This is a genomic window from Nostoc sp., from assembly GCF_036917315.1.
In the GTDB taxonomy this organism is placed as follows: domain Bacteria; phylum Cyanobacteriota; class Cyanobacteriia; order Cyanobacteriales; family Nostocaceae; genus Nostoc.
The window spans coordinates 181,303-194,293 of sequence record NZ_JBALDR010000029.1; the positions used below are offsets into that span (position 1 = coordinate 181,303).

Genomic DNA, 12,991 nt, shown 5'->3' on the forward strand with positions numbered 1-12,991 from the left:
TGTCCGCTGCCAGAGCGATCGCCCACCAGACATCTAATGAAATTTTGGCTATAGAAAAGAAAATTTATAGCCCAAATTACGCTCGGTAATCCATTTTTATAATTATTAAAATACTTGTAAACTTTTATAGCAAGAATTAGAAAACTTAACTTTTTAATTGCTTTTTATGAAATCATAGTACAGAAATTTTAATATTTTAATTTTATCAATTTTATTAATCGTATCGCTCGTAGTCCAAAAAAATAAACTATTTATTCTTTACATATCATAGAAAAATATGTCTTTAAATGTTGAAATATTAGAGCAAAGTTTTGAAAAAGTAAAACCTTACGCTAATGAATTTGCAGCCAGCTTCTATGATAATTTGTTTAAAGCTCACCCAGAGGTGAAACCACTGTTTACCAAGACTGATATGGTGAATCAACAGAAAAAGCTGTTAAATTCTCTGGTTTTGGTAGTAGAAAATCTCCGCAACCCAGAAACTTTAGGGCCAGTTCTCAACGCTCTAGGAGGTAGACACGTCGCCTATGGAGCCATTCCCAAATATTATGGCCCAGTTGGGGAAACACTGCTGGTGACGCTTGAGCAATATCTCCAAGAAGATTGGACTCCTGAAGTCAAAAAAGCTTGGCGAGATGCTTATAGAGCAATTACTGCGTTGATGTTAAAAGGTGCAGGGGAAGAATCTTCACCTAAAGCTGTCCAAGCTGAGAAAAAACTTGTAACTTTAGCGAGGAAACTTATTGACGCTTTCTGGATAGCACCAACATGGTTAGTCGCCATAGTTTCGGTAGTTATCTTTACGGTAATTCTTTTAATTGTCGATGACAACTCTTTACTAGCAGAGGTTTTGGGTGCTGCTGACACTATCAGTTTGCTGGTGGCACTAGTTCTATTCATTAAGGAAGCTCCAGATCGTAGAAAACAATTTCATTATCAAGCTTGGAGTACGGTTGATGCAGCACACAATGTTAAAGTTAGTTATGCCAGAATTTTGGCACTGCAAGATTTGAATGAGGATGGTGTTTCTCTGAAAGGTTTGGATGCTCCTGGTGCGGAGTTAGTAGACATTAATCTCTCCCATGCCAATCTTAGTAAAGCCAATTTGATAGAAAGTGACTTGAGCAATGCTAATTTGAGCTATGCCAATTTAGATAATGCTAATCTCAGCCAGACTAAACTTAGTGGTGCAAATTTAAGTTATACAAAACTGGGTTTTGCTCGCTTAAGCCAGGCTAATCTTAATAGTGCCAATCTCAGAAGTGCTAATTTAATTTGTGCAGATTTGAGTCATGCAAACCTGAGTGGTGCAGATTTGAGAGATGCTAGTTTGAGTGGTGCTAACCTGGAAGGAGCTTATCTAACTGGTGCTAATCTCAAAAATGCTAAAGTGAGCGATTATGAATTGAGCTGTGCCTTCACCGAAGGTGCGATTATGCCTGATGGCTCAAAATATAAATCATCAGTTACCGATCGCTAAAGTTATGATTGACTCGCTATTTTAACAACTTATACAACTCTCAGGCATTTACTTTAAACATTTATACTTATTAGAAAATCGGGACACTAAAGCATTTATAATTCACTGTCCGGCAAAACTTGGGGTGAAAACATTGCCTGCAACGACTCATAGTAAGCGAGAAAATAAGCAGCTTGTTCTGGTTCCAAACGAGAGCGGATTTCAGTACCAAGCAAGTGAATCAACTGCCGTACCAATTCCCAACGCACCTTTAATCGAGGATACAACATGACACACAGCGGAAATAGCTCTTGTTGTATGGCACTAATGTTGTTCTCCAAAATACAGACCCATAGATATACCTGGAACATCTCTATATCACGGACACTGGAAATGTTAATGTTAGTATCACTTAAACGACCTGTATGGCATTGATAGTTGGGATACATTTGCATCACCCGTTCTGCAATCTCGATCGCAATCTCGCTGCACAAGGGCAAAAGTTGCTGGACAGCTTGTAATGGTGGTGCATCGTAAGCATATTCTGCTGCTGCCTGGTAAGCACGCTGGAGCGGCATATAGAGATGATCGTCAATCACTTTGAAGTAATCTCTCAGCGATGCTTGCTGCACTGGTGGTGTCAAGTTCAGTAGTATTTGTCCGCTGTAGTGAAACTGCATACTAATGAACCCAATTACTCTAGGATCGTCTGCTGTGTACTTCTGCCGAATTTTTCCCAAATCCCTAGCAATCCATGTAGAAAACTTTGCTGGGGAAATCTGTTCAGCATAGGCTGAGAGGGCAGTTTGATAAATCTGGTGGGTATCCTTTGCAACTTCCCACGGATCGATTAATTCAGGGTCAATTTGATGCCGAATCACCTCTTGAGACAAAAGCGCTTCTGTGCTTCCCCACGCTTGCAGACTCGTAGTTCGGAGTGCCTGTGTTAATGTTTTTGCAACCTCATTTGCGATTTCACTGACCTTGAGAACTTCGATGCGATTGTCCTGTTCAGCTAAATTTCGCAAATACTTCTTCGCCCACGCTTCTGAAAATGGTTGATTTGCTTCTGTCTCAATCCTTCTGACTGGTTCTGGTAACGATGAAAGATTTTGCGGCACTAGAAACACCTAATTGCTAAATTCAATGAATGAAATATTTCGTAATAAATATTTCAAGCATAGAGAAATCAATCTCGCCAGCAAAACCGCAAGATTACGCAGTTTATCATTTCTTCAAACTAATTCGCAGGGTTTTTACATTTTTTGGAAGAACGCGATCGCTACAAGATTATCATTACTTTTTGGGCAATGATTTGAGTTTTCCTCACAAGGGGACAAGTAGGGGAGCAGGGGAGAATAAGTTGCAGTAAGTCTTTCCCCTCTGCCTCTTTTCAATGCTCCATGCCCCATATTTACAGCCGATTAGTATCTTTTGTGACTAATTTCCAACCTTCAGCTTGGTCAATTAGCTTCATCGACTCTAGTTCAAGATTGTTGAAATCAGATACATTAAGTAGGAAGTAGGGTTGGCCGTTGTAGTGCCAATAATATTCCAGCTCACCAACAGAAGCGGGAATGATGGTGCGATCGCTATAATAATCCAACGAGGGACGATGGTAAGGAAAAGATGTGTAAATCTTCCTCGTAGCTGGATTTGCCCGCACAATCATAGCGGCGACTGGTTTCACTGGATAGGCTTCAGATAATTCCCAAACCCAGTAGTTAGATTTCATTAACAGCAGCAGCGAAATATAACTTCCCCAAAACAAAATCTTCAGAAATTGTCCGTCGCCTCGTTCTGCCAATATAGCTGCTAAGGTCATAGTTAAAGCTACGGCGGCAAAAATCAGTTGTAAGTCTGTTTTTGGTGTTGTACCCGCACTGAAATAAATGCTACCAGCAGAAGCAGCCACAGCAAGTATTGCCAAACCAGCAACCCAAGCACGGGGATAAGATGAGAGTAAAGGCGAATTTTCTGTATCTGATAACTGCATACCAAAAGCTAAGGCTAAACTAGGATAAATCGGGAATAGATACCAGGGAACTTTGGTAATCATGAAAGAAATTACCAGCAGATAAACCCCACTCCACGCCATTACTAGTTTTGCCCAGCTAAGGTTGCGATTTTCCCAGGTTAAGCGGACAGTTTGTGGTAAGAATAATAACCACGGCCATGTGTATTTGAGAAGTTCAATTACATAGTACCAAGGTGGTTCAGAATTCCCTTCTACAACAGAGCCAATTCGGCCTAGTGATGGGTTGGCAATACCAATTTGGGCGAAAGTATAACCATAGTGAATTAGTTGGGCACCATACCAACCAGCTACAGGTAGAATGCCAATTAAGATTGCGATCCAGAGATAGTAACAAGTGAGCAATCGTGGCGTATCCCAAAACAGAAATACAATTGCGATCGCACCGAGTAATACACCTAGCAGTCCTTGAGTTAAGCAAATAAACCCAAAGCTAATGCCAACACCAAGACAATAACGTAAATCTCGGCGCGATCGCAACACGCACAACATCATCACCATCAAAAAACTTACCATTGCCCCATCCAACATTGCCAACCGCCCATGACGTACCACGGGTAGCATTGTTAGGTAAATCAAGGCGCTATAAATAGCAGCCCAGCGTTGGCGAAATATCTCTCGAGCAATGCAATACAGCAAAGGTACAGATGTCGCTGTTAAAATTGCTCCAGGTAGGCGCGTTGTCAACTCATTTTCGCCTCCTAGAGAATAAGCCCAAGCTATCAACAAATGCATCAAAGGCGGCTTGTCATGATATGGTTCGCCTCCTAACGTTGGATAAAGCCAAGGCATTGAACCTGCTGGGGCGTGCCAAATTTCACGAGCAACCTGTGCCACAGTACCTTCATCCCAATCTCGCAGCGGCAACCCTCCCAGATTGATGCTAAAGAGTAATACTGCTGCCAACAGCAATACTATTAGCCATACCCAATCAATCCATTTGCCAACCGTGCGATGCTGTTTTTCCAGATGACTCCAAATAAAGCTTCCTTCTTGCATATTCTCTGGTAATCATTTTACTTGCTGGTTTGATTACATAGAGACATCTAGCGAATCTCCCATGTTGCCACCCAGTAACAACGTATGTTCTTAACAATTGCTAGTTTCCAAGATTAACTCAATTTTTTATAATTAGCGCTATTTTTTGAAAAAATTATATTGGTTATTTAAATCACATTTCAGCTAATAAATGATAAAAATAATACAAGCAATTATTTATTACCTGTTAGATAGTCCGTAAATAAACTTATATTTTCTTTTTAAGGTGACGCTTAGTTTAAATTTTATTGATTTACTTTTTATCTAGCTAATTTCATAAATTTTGAAACTGATTGCTACATTAATTAAATGATATACTGAATAGTTCAAAAATTTGATAGACAAATTTTTGAACAATAGTTTTATGAAAAATATAATTATTTATTTTTCATTAAAGCAAATTCAATAATTTTTAATTCAAAATACTCTTTAATAAAACTGTCTAAATAAACTGATTTTGATTTTTTAATTTTAATTAAGCAAGTCTTGAATTTAGATATATATGATATACAATTTTTTAAGCACTTTTGATAACAATAAATAGCTAAAAATTATTGGAGACTATCAATGAATTTACCTGTAGTTGTAGATATTACTCTTGGCTTGGTTTTTATTTACTTGATTTTGAGCTTGCTAGCTTCGGAAATTCAGGAATTACTTGCCACATTATTACAATGGAGAGCAAAACATTTAAGAACTTCAATTGAATTACTTTTATCAGGTGGTAGTGAAAGTGAAAAATCAGATATTATTAATGCAATTCATCTAGTACAGAAACTTTATAACGATCCTTTGATTAATACATTGAATCACCAAGCCAAGGGTAAAATAGAAAAGCATTTCCAGGCAATTACTAAAAAACCTGATAAACTAGTACTAGAAAAACAAAGCGGCCCTTCCTATCTTCCTTCTGAAACATTTTCAATTACTTTATTAGATACCTTAAAAATTCCTGAGCTAATTAATTATGTTAAACATCCTAGTGAAGAAGCAAAAACCAATTTACAGATGATATTAGCCTCTTATAAAGAACTTAAAAAAGGTATTAATAGTCCAAATAGTGCAAGTTACACAAAAATTCAAGAAATTTATGGAGAAATTGACCAGAAATTTATAGATTTTGTTAATAAAGAGTTACCTGATGAAGTCCCTGATAGTTTAATCAGGAGCCTTAGTGTAATTGCTCAACGTAGCAGGATAAAGATTGGCGATCTCACCGAGGAAGTAAATCAATTTAAGAATGAAGTAGAAACATGGTTCGATCGCTCGATGGATCGAGCCAGCGGTGTTTATAAGCGAAATGCCAAAGGAGTTGCTATTTTAATTGGAATATTAGTTGCCTTTTTAACTAATACTGATACATTTCACTTGGTTAAAAGACTATCGGAGGATTCGGTTATCCGCTCTACTATTATTCAAAGTGCAAGCCAACGAATCGATTATATCAATGATGAAGCAGCCAGAAAAGATATTGAAAAACTATTAGGAAATTCTTCTATACCGATTGGCTGGCAAAATATTAATCAACAGTTTGAGTTATTAGATACGACGAAATCGAATATAATTTACATCAGAATTTCACAGGTTTTTAAATTAATTTGTGGTTGGATAGTGAGTGGTTTTGCTATTGCTATGGGTGCGCCTTTTTGGTTTGATATCCTGAATAAAGTTATCAATGTGCGGAATGCAGGACCAAAACCTGTTGCGTATACTAAGGATCAACCGTCTCAAAAATAGCGTTTTAATTAATATTATGTCAGCATAATTAGTTATGATTCCCACACTCATTGCACCCCACCCCCTTAATCCCCTCCCCGCAAGCGGGGAACTCGGGGCCCCCTCTGGGGATTAGGGGCAGGGAGACAAAGCGTAGCTTTGGCGGGGTGGGGTTCTTCGGGTTTGATAAGTAATCAAGCGGACATGCTATCAATCAAAAAATAAAAATAACTTGGAGTTTTAATTCTTTATTCTGACAAACAATCTCAATTTGTCTAATAAATTCTCGAAAGTAAAATCGCCGTTCTGTTTCCGACAAATCTAACCAAAATTGTGGTATAGAAACAGCTTGAGCAACAGAACGCAAGTTAACTGGAGGGAGAATCGCCAACTTTGCTTCAAGTGCAGAAATTTCTGTGCGGAGTTTGTAAGCCCTTAATTTTGCTGTTTCGTCATCTAAAATTCCAGTTTCAATTAAAGCGGGTAACTGAGCAAGTATTTCTTGCTGACGAGCGATCGCTTGCCCTAAACTATTCTTGAATGCATCCAACTGGGGAAAATTCATTCCTGCTACCGCCAGAGGCAAATCACGGCAAACGGTTTCAATGGTATGTTCCAACACCTCTTGGTAGGGAATAGCCTTACACTTAGGGCTTTGGGGACAGCTAGTAGAACGTAAATAAAGATACTCTTTATCTTGGTTGCGTTGGGTAACACGGGTAACTGTCAGATGCGACTGACACTCAGCACAGACAACCAACCCAGCCAGAGAACGCGGTGCGCTAGCAGTTCGGGATGGTAAACGGCTGTTACGGCGTAAAAGTCGATCAACTTGGGCTGCTTCTTCCTTAGAAATGATCGGAATATGGGTATTAGAGATAATTTCACCATTTTGGTAAGCTGTATTGCCGCGATAAACTGGATTAGTCAGCCAGCGTCTTCCTGTGGTGACAGAGATTTTCTTGCCGTATTTTTTCGCCAAGTAACGCACTGAACCCCGCAGGGAACCATAAAGTAAAAAGTGTTCAAAAAAATCTTTGACTACTGGTGAAGTACTGCGGTCAATGGTATATTTTCCCTTACCTCTGCGATAGCCGTAGGGAACTTTACCGGGTGGCGGTGCAACCTCAAGACGATTACGGGCGTGTCCTTGGCGGATGCGACGGCTACGTTGCTGACGTTGGATTGCGTGTAGCAAATTCAGCAAGTCAGCGCCCAGAGGGTAATTTTCGGAAGTGTAGGGCTGTTCAGTGGCGATTACTGATATACCCATGACTTCAAGTTGATTGAGGCGATCGCTAATTTCCTCTACAGTATCTCCCAATTCTTCTAACCGACGAATCAGGAGATAATCTGCTGGTTCAGTTTGGCAATCTATGAATAATTGTTGTAATTGCGATCGTTCAGAAGAGTCTGGCTTGCCCAAATCTTCATAAACCCGATCCACCTCCCATCCCCAATCGGCTCGATCGGGAGAAGATTCTAATAGCGGATCGGTGTAAGAGTAAGCAATTATTTTCAAAGGTTTAGCGCAGCATCACAAAGAAATAGTATCAGTTATAACTACTAGCTTGACGACAAAACATCAAGTGATACTGTCCGCCTAGTGCCATGAGTTCGTCATGAGTGCCTACTTCGATAATTTGACCGTGTTCTAGTACTACTACTCGATCTGCTAGTTTTGCCAAAGCGAGGCGATGGCTGACTACAACGGCTATTCTACCCTTCGCCAGGTTACGCAAAATATTGTAAATCTCATGTTCTGTTTTCGGATCGAGGTTTGCTGTCGGTTCATCAAGGATGACTAGTTCGGCTGGAGACAGTCGCAGCAAAGCCCGAGCAATCGCTAATCTTTGCCATTGTCCTCCTGATAGATCGATACCTCCTTCTAGTTGTTTGCCTAAAAGAGTTTCCAAACCTCGATCGAGATTTGAAATTACTCTCGCCAAACCAGCCTCAGCTATCGCTTCCATAATTGCGTCGTCATCTTTTATTTTAAGTAAATCCCCAAAAGCAACATTCTCCCGCACAGTAGTTGGAAAACGAGCGTAATCTTGCATGACTACATCAATACGCGATCGCAAATCTTCTAATGGAAGCGATCGTAAATCTTGCCCATTCCAAATAATCTCACCTTGGCTAGGATCGTAGAGGCGACATAATAGCTTTGCTAATGTGGTCTTGCCAGCACCATTTTCACCCACCAGTACAATCATCTCGTTGGGGTGAATCGTCAGGTTGATGTTTTTCAGAATTGGTTGATTGCTATTGGGATAGGTAAAGGATAGATTTTTGATGTCAATACCTGTTTGCGATCGACGATCGTTCCCATTTCTTTGAAAGTTACGATTGTTAGCAGTCGATTCTCTGACTTTTTCCCATACCTTTGTTACTGACTTTGATTGCAACTCTGCATGAGAATGGGACAACTGCGGCTCTAACTCCAAAAGCTGAAAAATCGGCGTTGTTGCCAGTGCAATATTATATAACTCTGACCCGCCAGAGATCAGATTATCCAAACTCCGCCGCACTTCCAAAATTACCCCAGTGTAAAGTGCCAAATCTCCTAATGTATGAGTTCCGCCTAGCACTCCCTGAATGACGTATATGTATGGCAACGCCAAACCTAACCCACTCAATAAAGACCAACCAATAACCGCTGTTGTCCCCCGACGGCGGATTTGTTCCATTGCTCTAAAAATGGTACGGTAAAGTCTGTGCCAGCGTTCTAGTAGTAAGGGTTGCAAGCTAAACAAGCGTATTTCTTTGGCGTATGTTTCCCCGGTTAAAACCGTTTTATATAAGTTCATTTCCCGAAGAACACTCGCTTGAGTTCTTTCTACTCCCCAAGCTTGCTTACGGTATTTCATCTGCACATACATCACGGGAGTAACGCAGCTAAACAAAATTAGCGGTATCCACCAAGCAAGAGACACCGAAAGCAGTATGGCTGGAATGAAGATAAAAATTCCTTCTAACATCGTCACCAGCCTGAGACAAAGCTCTGGAAGTCGTTGCACTCCCTTTTCGGTCAACTGCACCAAATTGAGCAAATCGGGTGTTTCAAACAGAGCAATATCTTCAAAAGTGGCAACCTTTTCAATTACTTGTCCTTGGACAAAGCCGAGAATACGATCGCGCAGAGAACTATATACAAAGGCATTGATGTTAGCGATCGCATCACTGACCAAATTTACCAGCAGCGAACCTGCAATACTGGACAGTAGCAGCGGTTGCGAAAGTATCAGGGCGATGGCATTCTGCGTTGTCCCCGTACTCAATAAGCGAGTAATTTCATCAACGATCGTTTTGTTGAGCCAAATAGCGATCGCTGGGCCTGCACCACCCAGTAATGCCAGTATTATTACATAGCGTAGCTCCTTTGGAACTACCTGTATCACTGTTGCGACACTCCGGCGAAATGCTTGGAATGGAGAAATTTCAATTATTTGCATATATTTTAAAGTAGCAAATAATAGCAAAATTCCCAGACAGACGTTGCGATCTCAATTCAACTCGTAGAGAAGTGCGGGCTACGCCTAAGCACTATCGCTACTGAGAGAAGGCGATCGCATTATCGCCTATGCCGACCACCTAGAATCAGAACTTTATAGCCTCCATTACTTAGTCCGCTCTGTTAAGCCTGGTACATTTTCTTGGTCTGGTACTCAAATACATTTGCAATATGCACCAGAAGAATTTGGCCGTACTGCTGAGTCTACAGTGGCACTGGAGTATGATGAGTAATTCTTGATACTATATTTAGCTATAAAAAATCTCAAAATCTTTCCAAGTATATACGAGTCTGCTTTCAAATTTTAGCTAGAGTAGAACGCTTAACTGACCGATTTTGTTTTTCTGAGCGCAGGAAACACTCACATAAGACCATTTCTTAACAAGCATACTTAAGTAAAAGCTACGTTTATTACATAAGTATGTTGAAGTTAAAGTAAAAACAATAACAGTAAATTATCTGTTTCCACTGGTTACAATTTAGCGTTAGCCTCAATACGATATAACAGAATACACCTAAAACCCTGTGTAGATGCGAGCGAGATTTATCATCTCTTCAAAGACCAATTATCTACACACTCTTAACTAAACTGTATTGCAATATAACAAATTAGACATTATTTGCTATTCAAATAGTGGGCTTTGAGCTAATGACTATCAATCAAAAAAAATTGGGAATTGAACAACCAAAACTTGGGCAGATTGCCTTCTCACAATAAAGTCGGAAAGTTACTTCTGCTTGAATATTAAAAATTGAAAATCGGCACAATTAAAAATGCAACAAGTACTAGCATTGATTGAACAAAAAAAACAAGAATTTGCTCAATTGCCTTTGTTTGATTTTATGCAAGATAAAAGTATAAATCCCAGACAAAGGTTAGCTTGGGCACCGTGCGCTGCTCATTTCATTATGAATTTTGGAGAACTGAATAAGTATTTTTTGCGAGTAGAACCAACAAACGATCCAATTCAGACATTAATTAACAAGTATACTTATGAAGATGACGATCATTGGCTGTGGTTTCTGGAAGATTTGAAAAACCTAGAATTTGACAAAACCTTGCAATTTAGTGATGCATTGAAATTTCTTTGGAGTGAAGAAACTCAGAATGCTCGCTGGTTGAACTATCAACTCTATCGACATACTTCACAAGCTACTCCTATCCAAAAAATAATAGTCATTCAAGTTACCGAAGCAACGGGCCATATAATGTTGTCCATAGCAGCAGAGATTGGCAAAGAAATTAAAACAATTACCCAAAAACAATGCCGATATTTTGCAGATTTCCATTTGGATATTGAAACTGGTCACATGACAGGTTCATCTGGAATAGATCAATTGTTACAAGATATTCAACTATCAGAAGCAGCCCAACAAGAAGCTTTTGAACTAGTTGAGAACTTATTTACAGTTTTCACCCAATTTGCAAATAGTCTTTTGGTATATGCCAAAACCCATAAAATTGAGCAACTATTGAAAGCTGGATAAATTAACTACCCAGCTTCCTAAAAATGACAATTAATAGCTAATTAAAGCCGGAAGGAGAATTTTTATTATGTCACAGCATGTACAAAATGTTGTAATTGTTGGTGGTGGATCGGCAGGATGGATGACAGCAGCTTATTTGAGCAAAGCCTTGAAAAAAAATGTTCAAATTACGCTGATAGAGTCTTCTAATATTACAAAAATTGGAGTTGGCGAAGCAACTTTTAGTAGCATCAAGTCATTTTTTGATTTTCTGGGATTACAAGAGTATGAATGGATGCCAAAATGTAATGCTACTTATAAAATGGGGATTAAATTTGTTGATTGGAATTCAGATAGAAGACACTTTTACCACCCTTTTGAAAGATTTGATTTTATTGATGGATTCAGTATCTCTGAATGGTGGTTGAAACTTAAGAGTGCCAATGAGCCATTTGATTACTCCTGCTTCATGGCACCGACGCTGTGCGATCGTCAAAGGTCTCCTAAATATCTTAACGGCAAAATCTTTGATGACAGAGTTGAACATTTATTCTCAGAGAAACATTTTTCTGAAAAAAATCTCATAACACTCGCTGATGCTGAAGGGCAGTATCCTTACGCCTACCATTTTGATGCAAATCTAATTGCTAGGTTCTTAAAAGACTATTCAATACAGAGGGGCGTGAAACAAATTGTTGATGATGTGGTAAATGTAAATTTAACTGAGGATGGAAGCATAGATAGTCTCAGCACCAAAGAGCATGGCATTGTCAGTGGAGACCTTTTCATTGACTGTACTGGTTTCCGTGGTCTTTTGATTAACCAAGCTCTTGGTGAGCCATTCATTTCTTATTCAGAGTCGCTACTGTGCGATCGCGCGATCGCTATGCAGATACCAAGCGATATTCAGAAAAATGGCATCAACCCTTACACAACTGCAACTGCTCTCTCATCAGGTTGGGTCTGGAATATACCTTTGTATGGCAGAAATGGTACAGGGTACGTTTATTCCAGCGCCTTCATCTCTGCGGATGAAGCAGAACAAGAATTTCGCCAGCATTTAGGAAATATCTCTGATAATTGCAAAGCCTCTCATATCCAGATGAGGATTGGACGTAACAGAAACTCATGGGTGAAAAACTGTGTAGCAATAGGGCTTTCCAGTGGCTTTGTTGAACCATTGGAATCTACTGGCATATTTTTTATTCAGCATGGGATTGAAGAGCTAGTCAATCACTTTCCAGGCAAGTCGTTCAATGAAGAGTTGATCCGCAACTATAATAGAGCGATCGCTAACTGTCTAGATGGTGTTCGGGACTTTTTAGTACTCCATTATCGTGCCAGCGATCGAGCAGATACAAAGTTTTGGCAAGCAACTAAGCAAGAAATTAAAGTTCCTGCGGAATTGCAAGAAAAGTTAAAGTTGTGGAGAAGCAGATTACCAAATAAAAAGAATATCAATCCATATTTTCACGGCTTCGAGACATACTCTTATTCGGTAATGTTACTTGGACTCAATCATAAGCCTGAAGGCAGTTTACCTCTGCTGGAGCATCTTGACGACGAGAAGGCGCTAGCTAAATTTCAGGCAATTAAGGAAAAAGCCAATTACCTAAGCAAAAATCTACCCTCTCAATATGAATACTTAACTTATGTAATCAAGTCTCAAGAACAGTCAGAATACCTCAGCGACAATCATTTTCCGACTTCATCAGTTAACGATAGCGCATATCAAATTCCTGTGCCAATTTAATATAAAACT

General features: G+C 39.5%; 8 protein-coding genes and 1 pseudogene. 5 read left to right on the plus strand and 4 right to left on the minus strand.

Annotation, left to right across the window (positions count from 1 at the left end; all coding sequences use genetic code 11):
• Positions 1-277 precede the first annotated feature (277 nt).
• Positions 278-1,480 (plus strand): pentapeptide repeat-containing protein, encoded by a 1,203-nt coding sequence (locus tag V7K84_RS13375; RefSeq protein ID WP_334838670.1) that lies wholly within the window; start codon positions 278-280, stop codon positions 1,478-1,480.
• A 95-nt stretch (positions 1,481-1,575) separates the two neighbouring features.
• Here the strand turns inward: V7K84_RS13375 and V7K84_RS13380 are convergent, their stop codons facing one another.
• Together V7K84_RS13380 and V7K84_RS13385 are read right to left on the minus strand one after the other, a co-directional pair.
• Positions 1,576-2,580, minus strand: a complete 1,005-nt coding sequence (locus V7K84_RS13380) for a hypothetical protein (protein ID WP_334838671.1) — start codon at positions 2,578-2,580, stop codon at positions 1,576-1,578.
• 293 nt (positions 2,581-2,873) lie between these two features.
• Entirely contained in the window at positions 2,874-4,493 is a 1,620-nt protein-coding gene (locus V7K84_RS13385) for an ArnT family glycosyltransferase (protein WP_334838673.1), read from the minus strand.
• 606 nt (positions 4,494-5,099) lie between these two features.
• Here V7K84_RS13385 and V7K84_RS13390 point away from each other — a divergent pair.
• Positions 5,100-6,269 carry a hypothetical protein gene (locus V7K84_RS13390; protein WP_334838675.1) on the plus strand — a complete coding sequence of 390 codons (1,170 nt, stop codon included), beginning with the start codon at positions 5,100-5,102 and terminating at the stop codon, positions 6,267-6,269.
• 193 nt (positions 6,270-6,462) lie between these two features.
• Here the strand turns inward: V7K84_RS13390 and V7K84_RS13395 are convergent, their stop codons facing one another.
• Both V7K84_RS13395 and V7K84_RS13400 read right to left on the minus strand, forming a co-directional pair.
• Positions 6,463-7,770, minus strand: a complete 1,308-nt coding sequence (locus tag V7K84_RS13395; RefSeq protein ID WP_334838677.1) for a recombinase family protein — start codon at positions 7,768-7,770, stop codon at positions 6,463-6,465.
• Positions 7,771-7,801: 31 nt separating this feature from the next.
• Positions 7,802-9,703 (minus strand): ABC transporter ATP-binding protein, encoded by a 1,902-nt coding sequence (locus V7K84_RS13400; protein WP_334838679.1) that lies wholly within the window; start codon positions 9,701-9,703, stop codon positions 7,802-7,804.
• Positions 9,704-9,815: 112 nt separating this feature from the next.
• On the opposite strand from V7K84_RS13400, the pseudogene V7K84_RS34270 reads away from it, so the two are divergent.
• The 3 genes and pseudogenes from V7K84_RS34270 to V7K84_RS13410 form a co-directional block, all read left to right on the plus strand.
• Positions 9,816-9,995, plus strand: a pseudogene (locus V7K84_RS34270) (hypothetical protein); the annotation flags it as partial.
• Positions 9,996-10,536: 541 nt separating this feature from the next.
• The gene (locus V7K84_RS13405; RefSeq protein WP_334838681.1) at positions 10,537-11,250 is read left to right on the plus strand and encodes a hypothetical protein; all 714 of its coding nucleotides are present in this window, start codon (positions 10,537-10,539) and stop codon (positions 11,248-11,250) included.
• A 67-nt stretch (positions 11,251-11,317) separates the two neighbouring features.
• Positions 11,318-12,982 (plus strand): tryptophan halogenase family protein, encoded by a 1,665-nt coding sequence (locus V7K84_RS13410; RefSeq protein ID WP_334838682.1) that lies wholly within the window; start codon positions 11,318-11,320, stop codon positions 12,980-12,982.
• Positions 12,983-12,991: the final 9 nt, after the last annotated feature.

Bases quoted from the DNA above. Each gene is read 5' to 3' on its own strand.
- V7K84_RS13375 (WP_334838670.1), top strand. From the start codon at position 278: ATGTCTTTAAATGTTGAAATATTAGAGCAAAGTTTTGAAAAAGTAAAA.
- V7K84_RS13385 (WP_334838673.1), bottom strand. From the start codon at position 4,493: ATGCAAGAAGGAAGCTTTATTTGGAGTCATCTGGAAAAACAGCATCGC.
- V7K84_RS13390 (WP_334838675.1), top strand. From the start codon at position 5,100: ATGAATTTACCTGTAGTTGTAGATATTACTCTTGGCTTGGTTTTTATT.
- V7K84_RS13400 (WP_334838679.1), bottom strand. From the start codon at position 9,703: ATGCAAATAATTGAAATTTCTCCATTCCAAGCATTTCGCCGGAGTGTC.
- V7K84_RS13405 (WP_334838681.1), top strand. From the start codon at position 10,537: ATGCAACAAGTACTAGCATTGATTGAACAAAAAAAACAAGAATTTGCT.
- V7K84_RS13410 (WP_334838682.1), top strand. From the start codon at position 11,318: ATGTCACAGCATGTACAAAATGTTGTAATTGTTGGTGGTGGATCGGCA.